The sequence below is a fragment of the Crystallibacter degradans genome, assembly GCF_012952295.1.
GTDB lineage: Bacteria > Actinomycetota > Actinomycetes > Actinomycetales > Micrococcaceae > Crystallibacter > Crystallibacter degradans.
Genome location: NZ_JABBCH010000007.1, coordinates 122,442 through 143,921 on the forward strand (window position 1 = coordinate 122,442; position 21,480 = coordinate 143,921).

Genomic DNA, 21,480 nt, shown 5'->3' on the forward strand with positions numbered 1-21,480 from the left:
CACTCTTTGCTGTGCGAGCTCTTGCTGTACGCGTTGCTAGCCGCGTGTGGCGCGAGTCAACCGGCCCGGCAGGCTCCGAAGCGTATTGAGCAGACCGCCGTGTCCCTGCCGGGTGCGCGTCGGCGGGATGTAGAAATCCGGGTCCGAGCCGCCGGCTTCGTAGATATGGGCCGTGGCCGACTGTGCAGTCTGGGTTTCGGGGCTGGGTGTATTCATGCTGGTTCTCCAATTCCTTAGCTTTCTTAGCGCTGATTCCGAATAGCGGAAAAAGAATATTGCTATATGAAAATGCTAAGGGGGGCGTGAGGGGTGGTCAAGAGGTTGGGCGCATAAGTTTGAGGCAAGAGTCCGCATGCGGGCGCTTTGGTGCCCGTCAATGTCGTTGCCGCTGCGTCCAGGAAGGCTTCGGGGTCGCTCCGGCCGTTCCCGATTCTGACAAGGATGCCAGATCTGCCGTCAGAATCCTATGGTCAACGGTTTTCGCTGCGGCTTCTTGGGCAATCGGGATGAGGGCTGGGCTGCATGTCGTCGTCGTGGTTCTTGCTAGCCGGGAAAAATAAGTTTCCGGTACCCTTGACAGGTACCCTGTGACACCGCTTACACTCTTTATGAAAGAAAGATTCCACCATACAGAAACATCGAATCAAGTCGATTTCTATCGATGGTCAAGGGTGTTCAGCGTCTGAGGTGGATTAGATCTCTAGAAAGCTGACACCCGCCATGAATCTCGCCGTTTTTAATTCTGTCTCGGACAGCGCAGCCCTCGACGTGCTGCGCCCCTGCGTCGACATAACGCGCTGGGCCACCGAGATAATCCGTGCCCGTCCTTTCAACAGCCGCGCGGAGCTTCTGTCGTTCGCCAAGCAGGCGGCCCAGCCTTGGACGGAAGAAGAGATCGACGGCGCCCTGGCACACCACCCACGCATCGGCGAACGGGCCGCCGGCAGCAGCACCGAGGCGGATATGTCCCGCAAGGAACAATCCGGCGTCGCACAGTCCGCCGGAGTCCAGGACAGGCTCCGCTCAGGCAACCAGGCGTACGAGGAAAAGTTCGACAGGGTCTTCCTGATCCGTGCCGCCGGCCGCAGCGCCGAGGAAATTCTTAGCCAGCTTGAAAAGCGGCTGCGCAATTCGCCCGACGAGGAAATCGCCGTCGTCGCCGGCCAGCTGCGCGAAATCGCCATCCTCCGACTTGAAGGAGTCATCGAAGCATGAGCGTCAGCCACGTCACCACCCACATTCTCGACACCGGGACCGGGAGGCCTGCCTCCGGTGTCAAGGCCACACTGGAAGCCAAAACGGCAACCGGCTGGCAAGAAATCGCCACGGAGCATACGGACAATGACGGCCGTATCAAGAATCTTGGCCCCGAGGCGATCGAAGCAGGGATCTACCGGATCACGTTTGAAACCGGCCCCTACTTCGGGCAGAAGGGTACGGAAACCTTCTTCCCGTTCGTGGAGCTGACCTTCGAAGTGAAGGACACAGCAGAGCACTACCACGTACCACTTCTCATCAGCCCGTTTGCATACTCAACATACCGAGGGAGCTAATCATGACCGCCACCGTGGAATCCGCCACCGGCACCCGCATCGTCCTGGGCCAGAACCAGTACGGCAAGGCCGAAGTCCGACTGGTCAAAATCACCCGGGACACCGACCGCCACCAGATCCAGGACCTCAACGTCACCTCGCAGCTGCGCGGCGATTTCGAAGCGGCGCACACCGCCGGAGACAACGCCCACGTAGTCGCCACCGATACCCAGAAGAACACCGTGTACGCACTGGCCCGCGACGGCGTCGCCACCACGGAGGAGTTCCTGCTTCGTCTTGGCAAGCACTTCACGGAGAGCTTCGACTGGGTCACCGGCGGGCGCTGGTCCGCAGAGCAGTACTTCTGGGACCGCATCAACGACCACGACCACGCCTTCTCCCGGAACAAGAGCGAAGTCCGCACCGCCGTGCTCGAGATTTCCGGCAACAAGAAGACCGTCGTGGCCGGCATCGAGGAGCTGACCGTCCTGAAGTCCACGGGTTCGGAATTCCACGGTTTCCCGCGGGATCAGTACACCACGCTGCAGGAAACCAATGACCGGATCCTCGCCACCGATGTGACCGCGCGCTGGCGCTACAACACCCTCGACGTCGATTTCGACGCCGTCTACGCCAGCGTCCGCGCTCTGCTGCTCAAGGGGTTTGCGGAGACGCACTCACTGGCACTGCAGCAGAGCATGTACGAAATGGGCCGGCTCGTCCTCGAGGCGCACCCGGAGATCGACGAGATCAAGATGTCCCTGCCGAACAAGCACCACTTCCTGGTGGACCTGAGCCCGTTTGGCCAGGACAACCCCAACGAAGTGTTCTTCGCCGCGGACCGGCCGTACGGATTGATCGAAGCCACCATCCAGCGTGAGGGTTCCCCCGCCACGCATGAAGTCTGGGCCAATATCCCCGGATTCTGCTAGTCCACATGCCAGAGGCCGGGACGCACGCGCGCGTCCCGGCCTCTGCAGCCGACAAGGAGGTCAGCTGTGAATGCAGCAAAAACTACACGTAAGACTATAACCGGACAGCGGCCCGAGGACGAAAGGCTGCCCATCGGCAAGTCCTTTGCCTACGGTCTCCAGCACGTTTTGACCATGTATGGCGGTATCATCGCGGTGCCTCTGATTGTCGGCACTGCGGCCGGCATGAGCCAGGACGAAATCGCCCTGCTCATCGCCTCCTGCCTGTTTGTTGGCGGTGCGGCAACCATCCTGCAAAGCTACGGTGTCAAGTTCTTCGGATCGCAGTTACCGCTGGTGCAGGGTGTTTCCTTCGCCGGCGTTGCGACCATGACGGCCATTCTCAGCGGCGGCGGCGGCATCGAGATGGTGTTCGGATCCGTGCTGGTCGCGTCAGTGATTGGTCTGGTGATCGCTCCGTTCTTCGCCAAGGTCATCAAGTTCTTCCCGCCGGTAGTCACCGGCGTCATCATCACCACCATCGGCCTCACGCTCATGCCGGTGGCAGCGAACTGGGCCATGGGCGGCAACTCCCAGGCGGATGACTATGGCAGCCTGGCCAACATCGGGCTCGCCGCCGGAACGCTTGCCGCGGTGCTGCTGCTCAGCAAGCTCGGCAACGCGGCCATCTCCCGCCTGTCCATCCTCCTGGCGATTGTCGCCGGCACCGTCGTCGCGGCACTCCTGGGCATCGCCGACTTCTCCAACGTGGGCAACGGCGCCATCTTCGCCTTCCCGCAGCCCTTCGCTTTCGGCTGGCCGGTGTTCGACCTCGCAGCCATCATCTCGATGACCATCGTCATCCTCGTCACGATGACGGAAACGACGGCGGACATCCTCGCGGTCGGCGAAATCGCCAAGACCAAAGTCAACTCGCGGCGCATTGCGGACGGACTGCGGGCAGACATGCTCTCCAGTGCCCTGGCGCCGGTGTTCAACTCCTTCACGCAGACTGCTTTCGCCCAGAACGTCGGACTGGTGGCGATCACGGGAGTGAAGAGCCGTTTCGTGGTGACCGCGGGTGGCGTCATCATGCTGGTCCTGGGACTGTTGCCGATCCTCGGCCGCGTTGTCGCAGCCGTGCCGACGCCCGTCCTCGGAGGTGCCGGCATCGTCCTCTTCGGCACAGTGGCCGCCAGCGGCATTCGCACGCTGTCCAAGGTCGACTACAAAGACAACATGAACATGATCATCGTGGCCGTGTCGCTGGCCTTCGGCATGATCCCCGTGGTGTCCCCGACCTTCTACGACGAGTTCCCCACCTGGTTCGGCATCATCTTCCACTCCGGCATTAGCTCCGCCGCCATCATGGCCGTGCTGCTGAACCTGCTCTTCAACCACCTGAAGGCCGGAAACTCCGATCAGCAGTCCTCGCTGGTGGCCAGCCCGCCGCGCATGGTCCGCGAGGACGAGCTGCAGGCACTGCAGGACGGCGACTACTACCAGGGCGGCAAACTGATGGCCGCGGACGGCACCGAGATCCCAGTGGTCACCGCCCAGCAGTACCAGATCGTCAAGGAAAAGCTGGATAAAGGCGAGATCAACTGCCACGAGGACATCCGCAGGATCTGCGACGGCGAGGCCGCCAACGAACACTAGCAAACAGGCCTCTGGGCCGGTCCCGCTCCGCATCCCGCGGGCCGGGACCGGCCCGAAACGATCTCCTGGATCAGCAGACAGGACAACACTGAGCTGGCGGCATCGCCGTCGTTATTTGCGAACGCTCGGCGCCAGTACCTGTACCTGACAAGGAGCATCATGACTGCACGTACCTGGGTGAAGAACCCGCTGGCCATTTTTACCGCCAACAACGACGACGCAGCGGGCGGGCTGGTGGTCGAAGGCGGCGAAATCGTCGAACTCGTGGCCGCCGGCCAAACACCACGCGGACCCTGGACAACCGTGTGTGACGCCAGCAAACACGTGGTGCTTCCCGGCCTGGTCAACACCCACCACCACTTCTACCAAACGCTCACCCGGGCCTGGGCGCCGGTGGTCAACGCGCCGCTGTTCCCGTGGCTGATCAACCTGTATCCGGTCTGGGCCCGCCTGACTCCCCGCTACCTGGAGCTCGCCACCAAGGCGGCGCTGGCCGAACTGCTGCTGTCCGGCTGCACCACGGCGGCGGACCACCACTACCTCTTTCCGGCGGGTATGGAGGACTCGATCGACGTCCAGGTGCAGGTGGTGCGCGAGCTGGGGATGCGCGCCATGCTCACCCGTGGCTCTATGACCCTCGGCGAGGACGACGGCGGCCTGCCGCCCCAGCGCACCGTCCAGGCTCCCGAGGTGATCCTCGCCGACAGCGAAAGGCTGATCGGGCGCTACCACGAACGCGGGCCTGGCGCGCAGATCCAGATCGCGCTGGCACCTTGTTCACCGTTCTCCGTCACTCCGGAGATTATGAAAGACAGTGCCGCCCTCGCCGCACAGCATGACGTCCGGCTGCACACGCATCTGGCGGAAACCATCGACGAAGAGGACTTTTGCCTCGAACGGTTCGGCCTGCGGCCGCTGGACTACCTGGAAAGCGTGGACTGGCTGGCACCCCGAACGTGGCTGGGCCACGGCATCCACTTCAGCGATGCGGAAGTGGCGCAGCTCGGCGCCGCCGGGGTCGGCGTGGCGCATTGCCCCAGCTCCAACATGCGGCTGGCCTCCGGCATCTGCCGCGCCATCGAGCTGGAGGACGCCGGCGTCAATGTGGGGCTGGGGGTGGATGGATCGGCGTCGAACGATGGCTCCAACATGATTCTCGAGGCGAAGCAGGCCCTGTATCTGCAGCGGCTGCGCTACGGCGCCGAACTCGCGACGCCCGAGCGCGCGCTAGGCTGGGCCACCAAGGGCTCCGCGCAGGCGCTGGGCCGGACGGATATCGGCGAGATCGTCGTGGGGAAGCAGGCCGATCTGGCGTTCTTTAAACTGGATGAACTGCGGTTTTCGGGCAGCCACGACCCCCTCTCAGCATTGCTGCTGTGCGGCGCAGACAGGGCCGATCGGGTTATGGTCGGGGGCCAATGGCGCGTAGTGGATGGCCAAATCGAGGGGCTGGATCTTCAGGAACTGATCGCGGACCATTCCGCAGCCGCCCGGCAGCTGGTTGCCGGCTGAAGCTCCTGTCCGCGAGGACGAGTTCACGATTGTCACCGAGGACCTCCTCGGGTTCCAAACGAAGTTGACAGTCACGGGTCTTGCTTGGGACGCGCCGCTGGAAATTTCCAAGTTCGTACGGCAAGAATGGCAGGTATGAAATCTTCCCGTGTGCCTTCACGCCGTTCGCTCCTGACCGTTAGCGCCGCCGCAGGAACGGCTGGTGTCCTTGCCGGCTGCTCGCCCTTCCAGAATCTCGTTGGAGATACCAGCGGCGAACCGGCGGCCGTCAGCGTAGAAGGTACGCCGGTGCAGGTGGGCAAGCTCAGCGAGGTCCCGGTCGGCGGCTCCGCCAACCTGAACGTTGAAGGAAAGCCGATCCTGGTTCACCGCCCGGACGAGGAAACCGTCCTCGCCTACAGCGCCGAGTGCACCCACCAAGGCTGCAAGGTGGCGGCGACGGAAAGCGAGATCGCATGTCCATGCCACAACTCGACGTTCGCGCTGACGGATGGGGCAGTAACGGGAGGGCCCGCTCCCGCGCCGCTGCCTCGTTTTGCTGCCGCGATCGACGGCGAGTGGATCACCGTCGTCGTCTAGAGCGAACCCTTGGTCGTGGCCGAAGCTGGGGTGCCTCCGTCGCTTAGCCGATAAGCGAGACGCCGAGGCTGGCTAAGACGCCGAAGGCGACGCCCCAGAGGATGATCGAGACGATTTGCCACAAAATAACGGCATTCTTCGACGCTCCGAACGAGACCATCGCGGCCGAGGTGATCTGGCTTGGCAGAATGGTCTGGCCCAGCAGGCTCACGCCTGCGACGCCGTACTTGTCGAATTGTGCGCGCAGCTTCTGCCGGCGGGCAGAGGGCTCCTTGGGTGCCTTGCCGCTGACCACCTTCGAGCGCACGCTGTGGGCGCTGAGCACGAAGAGCAGCATGGAGATCACGTTGCCGACGATGGCGGCCGCGATCGCGACCACCGGGTTAATGCCGGCGAGCACGCCGATTACGGACCCGAAGTAGGATTCAATAAACGGAATCGCAGCCGCGAGTATCACACCCACCCACTGAAGCACGGTGGGAAGCGAGGCCGTGAAGTCTTGCAGTGCGTCGATCATGAAGGATTCCTCTCGTGGTGTTGCGAACGGGGGAGGGACGCATCTACGTCGCCCTCGTCGCGGGCGCTCAGGACTGATTACGAGCCTAGTGAAGACCGTCCGTAGCCGGATGCTTCCAGAGGATGATCTTCCGGCACCACTGGAGGAGACTGCAAGGCCCGGGACGCGCATGCACGCTTTACTGGTGCCGGTCGTGCGGCGGATCGAGTCATCGATCCGAGTTTTTCTTACATTGCAGAAGAATCCTCGAGGTCCTTGACCGATAAATGTCAGGCTTCAGCTTTGGATGGAGTGGCAACACGACAGGATGCGTCGGGCCGGCCGCAGGGATTGCGGCCGGCCCACCATACAGACACTCTTTTGGGAGTCAGTGTTTTGAGACCGCTACATCGTCGCGACGGGTGAGGTCCACATCCTTGGTTTCGGGCATGAGGAATGCTGTCAGGAGAGTTATTCCGGAAACGACCATGAGGTAGACCAGGAACAGGTTATGTTGTCCGCTTTGAGCCAGGAACGTATTGATATATGGTGCGGTACCGCCAAAAATAGCCGTCGCTAGGGACAGCGGACCGGCGACACCTGCTGCACGGACATTAGTGGGAAACACTTCAGCCCAGATCGCACCGTTGACGCCGAAGAGGCAGGCAAGTACGGCCAGCGCGATGATCATGGCTGCCAGCAAACGGCTGAAGCTTCCGTCGATCAGGCCGTCCAAGGGGAACGTCAAGAGGATGAACCCGACGCCGAACAGCACAACGAATAGGCGCCTGCCGAAGCGGTCCGACAGCCATCCGACGAAGGGAATGGCGATGAGGAAGATGACCTGGGCGATCAGGCTTGCCGTCAACGCGCTCGTGGGGTCCTGGCCGCGGTTTAGCTGGGCGAAGGTCGGTGTGAAGATCAACCAGGTGTAGAACATGATCGATCCGCCTGCGGACAGGCCGAAGACAACGGCCACTCCTCTCCAGTTCCGGACCAGGGCACGGAGCATCGGCTCCGTCCGCTTCTTGCCGCCGCTCGTCTTTTCGGAACGCAGTGGGCTCAGGTTGGCATCGGTGTCTGTGCCGGTTGCGGCGACGAACACGTCGGACTCCGCGATTTTGCGCCGCAGGTACAGGGCGTAGAGGCCCAGGATGCCGCCGATGCCGAAGGCTACGCGCCATCCCCATGCTGCGATCTGGGATTCATCGAGTACAGAGTTGATGATGAGTCCGGTGAAAGTGGCAAGGATCGTGCCCAGGACAACACTGACCCAGGAAGAACTGCCGTAAAGGGCACGCCGGTTCTTCGGTGCCCGTTCGACCAGATACGTGACCGATGTGCCCATCTCTCCGCCGTGCGCCAGGCCCTGGATCAGGCGAGCAGCCAGCAGGATCAATGAGGCGGCGATGCCGACAGTGTCGAAGGTGGGCGCGACGGCGATGACGAGGCTGCCCGCGGCGGTGATCATCATGGCCAGGGTCAGGCTTTTCTTCCGTCCGACCCGGTCCGCGTAAGCGCCGAAGAGGAACCCTCCCAGGGGCCGGGTGATGAAGCCGACGGCGAAGACCGCGAGAGTGGCCAGGAGCGCGGAGACCGGATCCTGTGACTGGAAGAACTGTGTGGAGAAGTACGAGGCAAAGATCGTGTAGATCGTCCAGTCGTACCATTCCAGGGTGTTGCCGAAGTTGACGGCGACCAAGTCGCGGAACCGCTTGGCAACGTCTGTGGCGGGAGGATTCACCGCTGGGATTTCTGCACGGGAGCTGTTCATTGTGGGGCCTTTCTGGGAGCTTCTTGTTGGGCTCGGCCTGTCCTGCCGCTATGCGCGGCCTTCAAGCCCGGACTGGGCGTATTCATCGGAACCGGGGACCCGCATCTCGAACGTGTCGGTGACTACGGTGTAATCGAAGTAGCCCATGCGGGCGATCGGCCGGATGGAGGGGATGTCGAGTTTGCCTTCGGAGGTGATCACGGAGTCCTGGATATGGATTTTCTCGACCTGGGCGAAGACGATGTCGACGGTTCCGACATCGGAATTACCGGTGAGGCGGTGGGTGCTCATGTACCGGCACTCGAATTTGACCGGGCTTTCTGCCACCATCGGGATCTTGTAGTTGTCGGCGTATTCGCGTGTGACGCCCATCAGGTCGAATTCGTTCTCCTCGGGAGGCAGTGCCATCGCGCTGATGTTGACGGCTTCGCGGAGATCGTATGTGGCCATGTTCCAGACGAACCACCCGGTCTGCTCCGCGTTGAGCACGGTGTCCTTGCGCCGGCCGTCCGGGTATTGGTTGGCCGAGAACATGACCATCGGCGGATCGAACGTGAGGTTCTGCCACTGGCTGTAGGGGGCAATGTTTTCCACGCCGTCCTTGCTGACGCTGGAGAGCCAGCCGATGGGCCGGGGCACCGTGCAGCTCTTAAAGGGCGAGTAGGGCAACGGGTTCGGGTCTGTTTGTGGCGAGTATTTCATTGCTGGTCGCTCCTTGTGTGAAGTGGCTCACGTACTCGCTATATTCAACCAATATATCGGTGGAATATCAATAGCTGACAGTATTCGTCTTATGATCGAGCAGTAGACAGGAAGGTGCGCGGGAGAATAATGGGCAAGTCAGAAGAGGTTTACGCGTCCCTGGTGCGCATGATCGAGAAGGGCGAACTCGAAGCGGGCGTCCTTGTATCAGAATCCGGGCTGATGGAACGGACAGGATTTGGAAGAACCCCTGTGCGGGAAGCAGTGCAGCGACTCGCACGGGACCACATGGTCCGCATCCATCCGAGCAAAGGGATTGAGATTCCGGCCATCTCCGTGGAGGATCAGCTAAAGCGCCTGGAGGTCCGGCGTGTCATGGAAGTTCTAGCCGTCACGCTGGCCTGCGAACGGAGCACCCGACAGGAAGCGGAAGTGATGTCCGCCCTGGCCATTACGTTGGATGGACACCACGACCTGGACGAATACTCGGAAACGGTGCGGCAGACACACGAGCTGATTACAGTTAGTGCCCGCAACGAGTATCTAGCCGAAGCCATGGCACCTCTGCAGGGGCTTTCCCGTCGGTTCTGGCTCACCCATGTCCTCGATGTACGGCACGAGATTGCTGTGGGCAGTGTTCACCATCGGCAGATACTTGAGGCAATCGCCGCAAGGGACATATCAAAGGCGAGAGAGTCCTCGATTGCCCTTAATGACTACCTTGTTGAGTTCGCCTTGTCTGTGATCAACAGCCGTGCACCTCGCCAAGCCGCGCGCACTGTCTAAAGGCCCTTCCTGCGGAAGTCCTGGCAGGAAGGCCATTGGCAGGATTGAGCCCGTCCACACTGACTGCACGTGCTCGGACCGCGTCCATACTCGGGAGTGGAGCAGGTCCTTGTGCGATGAGTTGGCAATGTTAGTCGTCAGGCTGGTGCTTTTAGACTGGAGGCGTTTTTCGATTGCGCCTGTAAAGGATCCTTGCTCGTCGTCGAACGCCAGAGGTCTGGCGCCCTGTCCAATGGGAGGGAAGGAGCTGCTGCGGCAGAGGCCTCGATGAGCCGCTGCCGCAGCAGGTGATTGCTGTTTGTATGGCTCGGATCAGGACGAACACGAACGAAGTCGGCAAGGGGTGGCACCCGCAGTTTATGTTCGGCTGGTCTTCAGCGATCTGGTGGCCGCGGGCTGCCGTTTCATCCAGCCGACGAGTAAGGCCAATCCTGCAAGCAGCAGTACGAGCATTACAGTGCCGAGGTTCAGGCCGAACCCATGGATAAAGACATACGCCAGGGGGCCGGCCGCAAAACAGTAGTAAGTAGTGATGATGATTGTTTTGCGTAGTAGATCTCCCTCCCGTCCGAGGAGGCCCACTGTGGCGGAGGCGGCGACGATATTGTGAATAGCGATCGGATTGCCGCCGGCACCTCCGACGGCTTGGGCTGCCACCACAGTCTCCGGGGGTACGCCGATGGTGCTGCCGGTGGAGAACTGGAACTGCGAGAAGGTCAGATTGGAAATGGTGTTGGAGCCGGCGATGAAGGCTCCCAGCGCACCGATCCACGGTGCTATTACGGGCCATGAGTTGCCGGTCAGTGCCGCTGCACCTTCTGCAAGGGTTACCGGCATGCTGGGCAGGCCCGAGTCGTTGAGGCCGGGGCCGGACTGAATCAGAATGCGTACCAGCGGCACGGCGAACAACAGGGCCACCGCTGTTCCTGCCAACTGTCCGCCGGATACCTTCCAGGTTTCGATGATCTGTCGTCCCTTGAATCGATGCAGCGCATAACCGGCGATCGAGGCAAGGATCAAGATGAACCCCGGCAGGTAAAAAGGCTGCACGGAAGTCGAAATCTCCGTTCCCAGGATGTTCTCGAATGGAATGGCCATGTTGGTCAGGAAGTTCTTCAACGGTTCAATAGTCCGGCTGCATACCAGCAGGACGGCCATCAGAACATAGGGAGCCCATGCGCGGACTACGCTCATCCGAGCGGAAGTATCTGTCGCCTCGGCCGGCTCAATGGTGCCCATCCACCGCTGAGACCAGCCGGATCGCGGGCCGAAGTCGAATGTTTCCTTCGGCATGAGAAATCCGCGGCTGGAGGTAAACATGACCAGCGTCAGTCCGATCACTCCACCGATGAGTGACGGAAACTCGGGGCCGAGGAAGCGGGCTACCAGCACGTAGGGGACGGTCATGGCCAGCGACGCGTACAGGGCAAACGGCCAGATCGCCAGACCATCGCGGAACCGTCGTTCCGGACCGAAGAAGCCGGTGAGCATGCACACGAGGAACAAGGGTATGAGCAGGCCGATGATGGCGTGGAGCAGTGCAACTTCGAATCCGATGGAAGCGACGAAATCAGGAAAGGTGACGCCGAGTACAGCCATGCGGTTCTCGACGGCGGGATCGCCTCCGAGTCCTCCACCGACGCCGATGATGATCGGCGTTCCGACGGCGCCAAAACTTACCGGCGTACTCTGGATGATCAGGCCCACCATCACAGCGGCCATAGCGGGGAAGCCAAGAGCCAGCAGCAGGGGCGCGACGACGGCGGCAGGGGTCCCGAAGCCGGAGGCGCCTTCAATGAAACTGCCGAAGAGCCAGCCAATAATGATCGCCTGAACACGCCTGTCCGCGGAGATGTTGTTGAACCCGGCGCGGATGGTGGCCATCGCCCCACCCACGGTCAGCGTGGCGAGCAGCAGCAATGCGCCGAACACGACGTACAGCAGCGTTGCCGCTGTGATCAGGCCTTCCAGCGAGGCTGCCAAGATTCCGGTGAAGTCCATTTTCCACACCAGCATTGCCACCAGCACAGCGGCGACATATCCCACCGGCATGGCGAACTTGGCGGGCCATCGAAAACCAGCCAGCAGGACGCCCACCACAAGGATGGGTGCCAGGGCCAGGAGGCTGAGAACTGCGAGATTATCCACAATTCGATCCTTTCTGGCCGATTCCGGCGGTGCGGGTCTGAAGGAGGCGGGGTTGCCGCCCGGCTGGAGTGTGCCTGATCATGCGGATCCTCTTCTGGGGGATATGTGGTTAGACCACAAACGTGATGCATGGCACAATACGGTATTGGTCGGACCACATCAAGTAGTGTTGGAATATGAGAGCACATGAGGTGGTCCTCGGCTGGGTGGAACACGAAATCGCGGAGGGGCGGATCCTGATCGGGCAGCGCCTGCCGGCGGAGCGGACCATCGCGGACCAGCTAAGGGTGTCCCGCACGTCCGTTCGGGAGGCCATCCGGGTGCTGGAGGCCATGGGGATGGTCCGCTCCGGAGTCGGGTCAGGGCCCGAGGCCGGAACGCTGCTCATCGCGGATCCATCGGCCCCGTTCACCGCGGCGATGCGGCTGCACTTCGCAACCTCGCATTTGCCTGTGGACGATATTGTCCAAACCCGGACGCTGCTGGAATCCTGGGCTGTCGAACACGCCGACTCGTCGTCGCCGTTCCTGAAATCGGCCGCCCTGCTGCTGGACGCCATGGACGAACCTGGCCTTGAAACCGAATGCTTTCTTCAGCTCGATGCGGAATTTCACGTCGCGCTGTCGCAGGCGGCGGGTAATGTGCTGATCAGCACCATGATGGGCGCCCTACGCGATTCCATCGAGCACTACACCTTGGACATGATCGGCAATCTGCCAGACTGGTCGGCGATGGCTATGCGGCTCCGCGCCGAACACCGTCAGATCTACGACGTAGTCCTGTCGGGCGACCCCGTAGAGGCGTCCGCGCTGGTTGCCGCACACATCGAGGGCTACTACCGGGAGGCGGGTTTCCCCTCCTATCAGAAGAGTGCTGCGGAGTTGGCCCGTCCTCGACCGTAATCAAACGGGCACCCAAGGCTTGTAGCCATGTGATCGCTGGCGGCCTTCGTGTCCCAGGGCCGGATAAAGTGCGCGGAGGGCCGGCCCTGCTGCATGGAAGCAAAGCAAGGCGTGACGGCCGCTCCGGGGAGGGTCTTCCTGGCGGTGGGATCGCGGCGTCTTCCTGCGCCCATGGCGGCCCCCCGGTATCTCGCTTGGCTGGCCAGTCGACCCGGCCCTCGTTGCTGGTGGCGCCCCTCCTCCGCCGATTTCTGAAACCTGTCAGCCCTGCCTGCCGCCGCCCGGCCTGTACAAGCGGGAGCTACCCAACAACGTCGGACGGCTTATCGCCTCACAACCGGCGACGGCACAGCGGGTGGGCGCAGGGAGTTGAGGTGGGGCCGATCACATGGTTTACTGTGGTTAGACCACACGATTGCCGGGGTGTCCCCCGACGAGAGGCTGCTATGAAAATTGCGTTATTCGCCACCTGCATCGTCGATGCGATGTACCCGGCCACGGCTAAGGCGACCGTTGCAATCCTGGAACGGCTGGGCCACGAGGTTGTTTTCCCTGGCGGGCAGGCCTGCTGCGGGCAGATGCACGTCAACAGCGGTTACTTCAAGGAAGCGGTCCCCGTGATCGCCAATCACGTGGCCGCTTTTGAATCCGACGATTACGACGTCGCCGTCGCGCCGTCAGGTTCCTGTGTCGCCTCGGTCAAGCACCAGCATCCGATGATTGCCCGCTCTTGCGGAGACCGGGCGCTGGAAAAGCGAGCGGCCGCGGTCGGGGCGAAGACCTATGAACTGTCAGAACTGCTTGTGGACGTCCTCGGGATCACCGACGCCGGCTCTCAGCTCGGCTCTTGGTTCCCGCACCGGGTCACCTACCACCCCAGCTGCCACGGCATGCGCCTACTTCGTCTGGGGGACCGGCAGCAGCGGCTGCTCAACACCGTACGCGGCATCGATCTGATCCCGTTGCCGGAGCCGGACCAGTGCTGCGGCTTCGGCGGCACCTTCTCGATGAAGAATGCCGACGTCTCCTCGGCGATGCTTGAGGACAAGGCAGCGAACATTACCGCCACCGGCGCATCACTGTGCTCAGGCGGGGACGCCTCCTGCCTGATGCACATCGGCGGAGGCCTGTCCCGGCAGGGCAGCAGCATCCGAACCCTGCATTTTGCCGAGATCCTCGCCAGCACCGAACAGCACCCGGCACAGATTGCCGGCGAGGTGCAGCTGCTAAGCGGAAAGGCCGCACAATGAGCCAAACCTTCCTCGGCATGCCCTTGCTGCCCGTCTTCGGCACGGGAAACCTGCATGCCTCCGAGTCCTTCCCGAAGGCGGCGCACCGCGAGCTTGGCAACGCCCAGCTACGCGCCAACCTCGGCCATGCCACACACACCATCCGCGACAAGCGGCTCCAGGTGGTCTCCGAACTGCCGGACTGGGAGCAGCTGCGCGACGCAGGATCCGCCATCAAGGAATCCGTGATGGCGCGGCTGCCCGAACTCCTCGAACAGTTCGAGAAAAACTTCACTGCTCGCGGCGGTGTCATCCACTGGGCCCGCGACGCAGACGAGGCAAACGAAATCGTCGCCGGGCTGATCCGGGAGACCGGCGAAACCGAAGCCGTCAAGGTCAAGTCCATGGCGACGCAGGAAATCGGGCTCAACGAGTACCTTGAAGAACAGGGAATAACGGCCCTCGAAACCGACCTTGCCGAGCTCATTGTCCAACTGGACCACGACAAGCCGAGCCACATCCTTGTCCCGGCGATCCACAAGAACCGCAGCCAGGTCCGCGACATCTTCCTGCGTGAAATGCCCGGGGCCGACCCCGCTTTGACCGATGACCCGGCCAAGCTGGCCGCGGCGGCCCGCACACATCTGCGGCGCAAGTTCCTCACCGCCAAGGTCGCCGTCTCAGGCGCCAACTTCGCGTTGGCCGACTCCGGCACCCTCGCCGTCGTCGAATCCGAAGGCAACGGGCGTATGTGTCTGACCTTGCCCGAATCTTTGATCACCGTCATGGGCATCGAAAAACTCCTGCCCACCTGGCAGGACCTGGAGGTGTTCATGCAGCTGTTGCCGCGCTCCTCCACCGGGGAACGGATGAACCCCTACACCTCGCTCTGGACCGGCGTCACCGAAGGCGACGGGCCGCAGAACATGCACCTGGTACTGCTGGACAACGGCCGCAGCGCAGCCCTGGCCGACGAAATGGGGCGGTCGGCGCTGCACTGCATCCGCTGCAGCGCGTGCATGAACGTCTGCCCGGTCTACGAGCGGACCGGTGGACATGCCTACGGCTCCACCTATCCCGGGCCGATCGGTGCGATCCTCTCACCGCTGATGACCGGCATCCAGGCCGAAGAGAACAACTCACTGCCCTACGCGTCGTCGTTGTGCGGGGCCTGTTATGACGCGTGCCCGGTCAAAATCAACATCCCGGACATCCTGGTGCACCTGCGCGGCGTGGACGTGGACAGCAAGCGCGGGAAGAAAAAAATACCCACTCAGATGGACGCGGGCATGAAGGCCGCCTCCTGGGCGCTGTCCTCGGGTAAACGGCTGGGCCTGCTCGAAAAGGGTTTGCCTCTGGGGCGCCTGGCCGCCGGCCCCGATAAGAAAATCACCAAGCTGCCTGGCATCGCCGCCGGCTGGACCCAAAGCCGGGACATCCCGGCGCCCCCGCCGCAGTCTTTCCGCACCTGGTGGGCGAAGGAACATCGGGGACCGGACGCCGATGGCGGCCCCATGCCATCACACAATAAGGGAGACCAGCCGTGAGCGCACGTGACGAAATCCTCGGCCGGGTCCGGGCCGCCCTGAAAGACAGCCCGCAGGTGCCGCAGGTTCCCCGCGGATACCGTGCAACTTCCGGGCTGGACGAAAAGGCACTGATCGAACTGCTGGTGGACCGCCTGGTCGACTACAAGGCACAGGTGGCCGTAGTGGACGCGGCCGAGGTGCCGACACGGATTGCAGCACTCCTTGTCGGTGCGCAGAGCTACGTGGTGCCCGCCGGGCTCGACTCAGGCTGGCTCGCCGGAGTCGAATACGAGCCCGCCGACGGCCGGCGCCACCTAGATTCTGCCGCCACGCCGCTGACCGTTGCGGAACTCGACGGCATTGACGCCGTCGTGACCGGCAGCGCGGTCGCCGTCGCCGAAACCGGGACCATCATCCTGGACGGTAGTCCCAGCCAGGGCCGCCGCGCCATCAGCCTCGTCCCGGATCATCACATCTGTGTTGTGAAAGCCACAGACATCGCCGGAATCCTGCCTGAGGCGCTGCGTCGGATCGACGGCACCCGGCCGCTGACCATGATCAGCGGCCCGAGCGCGACCAGCGACATCGAACTCGAACGCGTCGAGGGAGTACACGGCCCTCGGAAGCTCGACGTCATCATCGCACGTTAGACCCGGGCGGCGAATAGGCGCAGAGCGTGGTGCCGCGCACGTAAACGGTGCGGCCACCCCGTCTCCCACCCCTCGCCGCCGCTGAACGAAAGGAACGCTCATGACCGCCTACCGCCATAACGCCTGGCAGAACCTCATCGGCGTCCCTGTGCAGGTCCGGAATAACGGCAGGACCGTCCGCGAAGGACTCGTCGACGACGTCATGCCTGATTCGTCTGCACTCTGGATCGCCGCCGACGGGTTCTCGAGCCGGATACTCATCGAAGCTTCAGGAGAATACGAGGTGTGGGTGGAACCCAGGCAGTTGGAGGGCAAGCATGCTTACCGCCTGACATCGTCCGCTCTGCACCCCGGGGATGGACGCCCGCGGAGCCAGGACGATACCCGGCCGCCGCACCGATACCGGACCGGGACCGTTTCGGTGGAGAATGCGTCATGACCAATGACAATCTTCGGCCTGTGTACTTCCTCTCGGACAGCACCGGCATCACCGCGGAAACGCTTGGCAATACCTTGCTAACGCAGTTCCCTGCGAACAATTTTGATCGCATCACAATCCCCTTCATCACCACGGACGAACAGGCGCGGTCCGCTGTCAGGATCATCGACGGCCACGCTGCCACGGGCCTGCAGCCGATCGTCTTTTCCACCGCAGTCAGCAACGATATCCGCCAGATCCTGGCGACGTGCAAGGGAATCATCGTGGACCTCATCGGGGCCCATGTCGGACAACTGGAGCACGCCCTCGGCACCCGCGTCAGCGGGGAACCCGGCCGGGCGCACGGCCTCGGAAACGCCGCGCGCTACCAATCCCGCATGGCCGCAGTCGAATACGCCATGGAACACGACGACGGTCAGAGCCTGCGCGCCCTCGAAAAGGCCCAAGTTATCTTGGTGTCCCCGTCCCGCTGCGGCAAAACGCCTACCACCATGTATCTGGCACTCCAACACGGCATCTTCGCCGCGAACTTCCCGCTGGTGGACGAAGACTTTGAACGGGAAGGATTCCCCAAACCGCTGCTGCCTTTCGTGTCGAAGTGTTTCGGCCTCACCACCAATCCCCTGCGCCTCAGCCAGGTCCGCACTGAACGCCGCCGCGGCTCCCCCTACGCATCGCTGCGCCAATGCGGCTTCGAGCTGCGCAGCGCGGAGCGGCTGTACGAGTCGCACGGGATTCCGTACCTTAATTCGGCCAGCGTCTCGATCGAAGAAATGGCAGCCACCATCCTGCAAAAGATGAACCTCAAACACTAGAAAAAAAGCTTCACAAAAGCTATGTGATGCACATCATGTGGAAAGCGCTTCGAAGACCTGTCACTTTGGACAGAACTTGTCCACTAGCCGGCCACAGCCGCGGGCGGGCCGCGCCCCTGCCCGCCACCCTCGCAAAGGAATAGCAATTATGACGACAGACATCCTCTGGTTCTCGGAACTCGGACTCAAGGACCTGGACCGGGTGGGCGGCAAGAACGCCTCCCTGGGGGAGATGGTGCAGAACCTGACCTCGGCCGGTGTCAAGGTGCCCGACGGCTTCGCCACGACGGCGGACGCTTACCGCCGCTTCTTGGCCGATTCGGGCCTGGACCAGCAGATCACCGCCCGGCTGGCCGGCTTGGATACCGATGACGTCAAGGCCTTGGCCGCCGCCGGCCAGGAGATTCGGCACCTGATGCGTGAGACGCCGTTCCTACCGGGCTTCGAAGAGCAGATCCGCAACTCCTATCAACAGCTGGTCGAGAAGCAAGGAGGCTCCGAGGACCTGTCCTGGGCCGTGCGTTCCAGCGCGACCGCGGAAGATCTTCCCGATGCCTCGTTCGCCGGGCAGCAGGAGACCTTCCTGAACGTCCGCGGCATCGAGAACATCCTGCAGGCCGTCAAGGATGTCTTCGCATCCCTCTACAACGACCGAGCCATCGCCTACCGCGTGCACCACAAGTTTGAGCACGCCGAGGTGGCACTGTCGGCGGGTATCCAGCGCATGGTGCGCTCCGACGTCGGTGCCTCCGGCGTCATGTTTACCATGGACACCGAATCGGGCTTCCACGACGCCGTCTTCGTCACCTCCTCCTACGGACTGGGCGAAGCCGTCGTCCAGGGCGCCGTGAACCCGGACGAGTTCTACGTCTACAAGCCCGCACTGCAGGCCGGCCGTCCCGCCATCCTCAAACGCGGACTGGGCGAGAAGGCCCTGCAGATGACCTACACCGCCAGCCGTGAAGTCGGCCGCACCATCGACTTTGTTCCGGTGGAGGCGTCGCAGCGGAGCCGGTTCAGCCTCACTGACGACGACGTCGAGCAACTCGCCCGGCACGCCGTCGCCATCGAGAACCACTACGGCCGCCCCATGGACATCGAATGGGGCAAGGACGGGATCGACGGAGGCTTGTACATCCTGCAGGCCCGTCCGGAGACCGTGCAGTCCCGTCGGGCCCCCGGCAGCCAGAGCCGCTTCCGCCTCAATGGGACCGGCCCGATTCTGGTCGAAGGCCGCGCCATTGGCCAGCGGATCGGTTCCGGCAGTGTCCGCATCCTCACCGCGATCGACCAGATGGCATCGTTCCAGAGCGGTGACGTCCTCGTTGCCGACATGACCGACCCGGACTGGGAGCCGATCATGAAGCGCGCCTCCGCCATCGTCACCAACCGTGGTGGACGCACCTGCCACGCGGCCATCATCGCCCGCGAACTGGGTATTCCCGCTGTCGTCGGAACAGGGGCCGCTACAGAAGCTTTGTCCGACGGAATCGACGTCACCGTGTCCTGCGCCGATGGTGAGACCGGCGTGATTTACGGTGGCCTGCTGGACTTCAGCGTCGAAGAAACCGGGATCGCCCAGCTGCCCGAAGCCCCGGTGAAGGTCATGATGAATGTCGGCACCCCGGAGCAGGCGTTCACCTTCGCGCAGCTGCCGAACCACGGTGTGGGCCTTGCCCGGTTGGAGTTCATCATCAACCGCCAGATCGGCATCCACCCCAAGGCCCTGCTGAACCTGGATGACCAGCCGGAGGACGTGGCCGCGGAAATACGGAGGCGGATCGCCGCGTACGACAGCCCGCGCGACTACTACATCAAACGCCTCGCCGAAGGCGTGTCCACCATCGCCGCGGCCTTCGCACCGGAGCCGGTGATTGTGCGAATGTCCGACTTCAAGTCCAACGAGTACGCCAACCTGCTTGGCGGACCCGCCTACGAGCCGCACGAAGAGAACCCGATGACCGGCTTCCGCGGCGCTTCACGGTACCTCGAACCGACCTTCCGGGACTGCTTCGACCTCGAGTGCGAGGCCCTGTCCTTCGTCCGCAACGAGATGGGACTGACCAACGTCAAGCTCATGATCCCGTTCGTAAGGACCCTCGACGAGGCCCGCGGCGTCACCGACCTGCTGGCGGAGAACGGCCTCACCCGCGGCGAAAACGGCCTCGAGATCATCATGATGTGCGAGCTACCCTCAAACGCGCTGCTCGCCGACGAATTCCTCGACTACTTCGACGGATTCTCCATCGGCTCCAATGACATGACCCAGCTGACCCTCGGGCTGGACCGGGATTCGGCCATCGTCGCAGGCAGCTTCGACGAGCGCGACGCCGCCGTGAAGAAGCTCCTAACCATGGCCATCAACGCGTGCAAGGAGCGTGGTAAATATGTCGGCATCTGCGGCCAAGGTCCCAGCGACCACCCGGACTTCGCCGAGTGGCTGGTCAGGAAAGGCATCGATTCCGTCTCACTGAACCCCGACACCGTAGTGGACACCTGGCTCCAGCTTGCCGACGCCGTCGACGCCGAGATCAGTGCCGCCGCCGGCGAACTGTCCGCACCGCGCTGAGGGCAAAGGCGGAAAGGTCAGGGGTGCGGTGAGAGTTCGTATCGGCTAAATGAGACGAACAAGAATCAGATGTGCTGATCCACGATGATCGGGTTGCCGTCCGGATCCAGCACAATGAAGCTCGCCGGTCCGGTCGTCTCCTCATCGGCCTCCGAAACGAATTGCGTGCCCTGGGCTTTCAGCTGCCGTTGGAGATCGCGCACATCGGTGTATGAGTCGAGTGCCTGCGCGTCCTGATTCCAGCCCGGATTGAAGGTCAGTGCATTTTTCTCGAACATTCCCTGAAAGAGCCCGACGACGGCCTCGCCGTTCTTCAGAATCAGCCAGTTCTGCGTGATGTCGCCCCCGTGTTTGCTGAACCCGAGCTTTTCGTAGAACGCAGCCGAGGTCTCGATGTCCTTGACCGTGAGGCTTATCGAGAAGGCGCCAAGTTGCATGTGTTGCTCCGATCTGGGGAATGAGGAATTCTTCCGATGATAGTCACGGCCAGCGCATGTGCAGCGTCAACACGACTGAGAGGCGCCGGACTGCATGATCGTGATTCAGCCGGCCCGATCCCGGCCCTGTTTCCGGGCATAGGGCCGGGCTGCCCGCACGCGGTCGCCGCATCGGGTGGAGCACCAGTACCGGCGTGCGTGGGTGCGCAAGAGGAATCGATTGCAGGGCGTTGCTTCGCAGCGGGCGATCAGTCCCGCTTGATCTCCAGTCAGCAATGAGGCGGCATCCTCGGCGATTTGGGCCATCGCGTGTTCGACGAGTTGCGTCACTGGGTGCTGTTGAGCCCGGTGCAGTCCCGCCTGTGGGTCATGCCGTAGTAGCGGTGCGCTCGGCACCTTCGTGAGGGCTTGATTGACACCCTCCAGAGCCCGCAGTTCTGGCACGCTGCTGTCTGCGCGGGCTGCGAAGATTGCACGCAAGTTACCTCGCAAGGTGGTGAGCTGGTTCTGGCAGTGCGCTAGTAAAGCGGTTTCCTCTGGAACCAGATTATGGCTGATGAGCCATTGGGTGGCGTTCTCCGGGCTGTCTAGTTTCCGTGACGCCCCTGTCGCGTAGCACCACGCTGAATAACTATTGCTTTCGCGAGGACTTGGAGAAGACCCTGCGATCCAGGCGCCACCTTCCGGAACCGCCCTTTCGTCCCTTCGGTGCGGGTCAATGCCTGGACCGGTGTTGGGCAAACCGGACCTGGACCAGTGGCACGCCAATCGCGTCGCCGCCTCAGCCCCAAAAGCGGAATGCCCTGACGTA

21 protein-coding genes are annotated in these 21,480 nt (G+C 62.6%); 14 read left to right on the top strand and 7 right to left on the bottom strand.

Annotation, left to right across the window (positions count from 1 at the left end; translation table 11 throughout):
* Nucleotides 1–36 precede the first annotated feature (36 nt).
* Nucleotides 37–216, bottom strand: coding sequence for a hypothetical protein (locus HGO92_RS13155; protein ID WP_169995501.1), 180 nt, complete (start codon nt 214–216; stop codon nt 37–39).
* A 504-nt stretch (nt 217–720) separates the two neighbouring features.
* Between HGO92_RS13155 and uraD the strand changes: the two genes are divergently transcribed.
* The 6 genes from uraD (at nt 721) to HGO92_RS13190 (ending at nt 6,193) form a co-directional block, all read left to right on the top strand.
* A complete protein-coding gene (uraD, locus tag HGO92_RS13160; RefSeq protein WP_169995503.1) occupies nt 721–1,215 on the top strand; it encodes a 2-oxo-4-hydroxy-4-carboxy-5-ureidoimidazoline decarboxylase in 495 nt (164 codons plus the stop codon).
* Nucleotides 1,212–1,553 carry a hydroxyisourate hydrolase gene (gene uraH, locus HGO92_RS13165; RefSeq protein ID WP_074700515.1) on the top strand — a complete coding sequence of 114 codons (342 nt, stop codon included), beginning with the start codon at nt 1,212–1,214 and terminating at the stop codon, nt 1,551–1,553. The genes uraD and uraH overlap by 4 nt, the downstream gene beginning before the upstream one ends.
* Nucleotides 1,554–1,555: 2 nt before the next feature.
* Nucleotides 1,556–2,464 (top strand): factor-independent urate hydroxylase, encoded by a 909-nt coding sequence (gene pucL / locus HGO92_RS13170; RefSeq protein WP_169995505.1) that lies wholly within the window; start codon nt 1,556–1,558, stop codon nt 2,462–2,464.
* A 66-nt stretch (nt 2,465–2,530) separates the two neighbouring features.
* Nucleotides 2,531–4,102, top strand: a complete 1,572-nt coding sequence (locus tag HGO92_RS13175) for a nucleobase:cation symporter-2 family protein (RefSeq protein WP_346768951.1) — start codon at nt 2,531–2,533, stop codon at nt 4,100–4,102.
* Nucleotides 4,103–4,261: 159 nt separating this feature from the next.
* Complete coding sequence (locus tag HGO92_RS13180) at nt 4,262–5,614, top strand: 8-oxoguanine deaminase (RefSeq protein ID WP_169995507.1); 1,353 nt, start codon at nt 4,262–4,264, stop codon at nt 5,612–5,614.
* 135 nt (nt 5,615–5,749) lie between these two features.
* The gene (locus HGO92_RS13190) at nt 5,750–6,193 is read left to right on the top strand and encodes a QcrA and Rieske domain-containing protein (RefSeq protein ID WP_169995509.1); all 444 of its coding nucleotides are present in this window, start codon (nt 5,750–5,752) and stop codon (nt 6,191–6,193) included.
* Nucleotides 6,194–6,236: 43 nt separating this feature from the next.
* On the opposite strand, the gene HGO92_RS13195 is transcribed toward HGO92_RS13190, so the two are convergent.
* The 3 genes from HGO92_RS13195 to HGO92_RS13205 all read right to left on the bottom strand — a co-directional run bounded on the left by HGO92_RS13195 (nt 6,237) and on the right by HGO92_RS13205 (nt 9,165).
* On the bottom strand, nt 6,237–6,710 hold the full coding sequence (locus HGO92_RS13195; protein ID WP_169995511.1) for a hypothetical protein: 474 nt from the start codon (nt 6,708–6,710) through the stop codon (nt 6,237–6,239).
* A 367-nt stretch (nt 6,711–7,077) separates the two neighbouring features.
* Nucleotides 7,078–8,463: an MFS transporter gene (locus tag HGO92_RS13200; RefSeq protein ID WP_169995513.1), complete on the bottom strand. Its 1,386-nt coding sequence runs from the start codon at nt 8,461–8,463 to the stop codon at nt 7,078–7,080.
* A gap of 48 nt (nt 8,464–8,511) precedes the next feature.
* Complete coding sequence (locus tag HGO92_RS13205) at nt 8,512–9,165, bottom strand: flavin reductase family protein (RefSeq protein WP_169995515.1); 654 nt, start codon at nt 9,163–9,165, stop codon at nt 8,512–8,514.
* A gap of 129 nt (nt 9,166–9,294) precedes the next feature.
* On the opposite strand from HGO92_RS13205, the gene HGO92_RS13210 reads away from it, so the two are divergent.
* Nucleotides 9,295–9,951 carry a GntR family transcriptional regulator gene (locus HGO92_RS13210; RefSeq protein ID WP_169995517.1) on the top strand — a complete coding sequence of 219 codons (657 nt, stop codon included), beginning with the start codon at nt 9,295–9,297 and terminating at the stop codon, nt 9,949–9,951.
* A 357-nt stretch (nt 9,952–10,308) separates the two neighbouring features.
* On the opposite strand, the gene HGO92_RS13215 is transcribed toward HGO92_RS13210, so the two are convergent.
* Complete coding sequence (locus HGO92_RS13215; protein WP_169995519.1) at nt 10,309–12,099, bottom strand: lactate permease LctP family transporter; 1,791 nt, start codon at nt 12,097–12,099, stop codon at nt 10,309–10,311.
* 176 nt (nt 12,100–12,275) lie between these two features.
* On the opposite strand from HGO92_RS13215, the gene HGO92_RS13220 reads away from it, so the two are divergent.
* The 7 genes from HGO92_RS13220 to ppsA all read left to right on the top strand — a co-directional run bounded on the left by HGO92_RS13220 (nt 12,276) and on the right by ppsA (nt 20,232).
* Nucleotides 12,276–13,001 (top strand): FadR/GntR family transcriptional regulator, encoded by a 726-nt coding sequence (locus HGO92_RS13220; RefSeq protein WP_169995521.1) that lies wholly within the window; start codon nt 12,276–12,278, stop codon nt 12,999–13,001.
* 446 nt (nt 13,002–13,447) lie between these two features.
* The gene (locus HGO92_RS13225) at nt 13,448–14,251 is read left to right on the top strand and encodes a (Fe-S)-binding protein (RefSeq protein ID WP_169995523.1); all 804 of its coding nucleotides are present in this window, start codon (nt 13,448–13,450) and stop codon (nt 14,249–14,251) included.
* Nucleotides 14,248–15,777, top strand: coding sequence for a LutB/LldF family L-lactate oxidation iron-sulfur protein (locus HGO92_RS13230; RefSeq protein ID WP_169995524.1), 1,530 nt, complete (start codon nt 14,248–14,250; stop codon nt 15,775–15,777). Before HGO92_RS13225 ends, HGO92_RS13230 begins: the two co-directional genes overlap by 4 nt.
* Nucleotides 15,774–16,409: an LUD domain-containing protein gene (locus HGO92_RS13235; protein WP_169995526.1), complete on the top strand. Its 636-nt coding sequence runs from the start codon at nt 15,774–15,776 to the stop codon at nt 16,407–16,409. The genes HGO92_RS13230 and HGO92_RS13235 overlap by 4 nt, the downstream gene beginning before the upstream one ends.
* Before the next feature lie 100 nt (nt 16,410–16,509).
* Nucleotides 16,510–16,848 carry a hypothetical protein gene (locus HGO92_RS13240; RefSeq protein WP_169995307.1) on the top strand — a complete coding sequence of 113 codons (339 nt, stop codon included), beginning with the start codon at nt 16,510–16,512 and terminating at the stop codon, nt 16,846–16,848.
* Complete coding sequence (locus HGO92_RS13245; protein ID WP_169995528.1) at nt 16,845–17,663, top strand: pyruvate, water dikinase regulatory protein; 819 nt, start codon at nt 16,845–16,847, stop codon at nt 17,661–17,663. The genes HGO92_RS13240 and HGO92_RS13245 overlap by 4 nt, the downstream gene beginning before the upstream one ends.
* Nucleotides 17,664–17,811: 148 nt before the next feature.
* On the top strand, nt 17,812–20,232 hold the full coding sequence (gene ppsA / locus HGO92_RS13250) for a phosphoenolpyruvate synthase (protein WP_169995530.1): 2,421 nt from the start codon (nt 17,812–17,814) through the stop codon (nt 20,230–20,232).
* Nucleotides 20,233–20,297: 65 nt separating this feature from the next.
* On the opposite strand, the gene HGO92_RS13255 is transcribed toward ppsA, so the two are convergent.
* Together HGO92_RS13255 and HGO92_RS13260 are read right to left on the bottom strand one after the other, a co-directional pair.
* Entirely contained in the window at nt 20,298–20,669 is a 372-nt protein-coding gene (locus HGO92_RS13255) for a VOC family protein (RefSeq protein WP_169995532.1), read from the bottom strand.
* A gap of 105 nt (nt 20,670–20,774) precedes the next feature.
* Nucleotides 20,775–21,437 carry a CGNR zinc finger domain-containing protein gene (locus tag HGO92_RS13260; protein WP_346768952.1) on the bottom strand — a complete coding sequence of 221 codons (663 nt, stop codon included), beginning with the start codon at nt 21,435–21,437 and terminating at the stop codon, nt 20,775–20,777.
* Nucleotides 21,438–21,480: the final 43 nt, after the last annotated feature.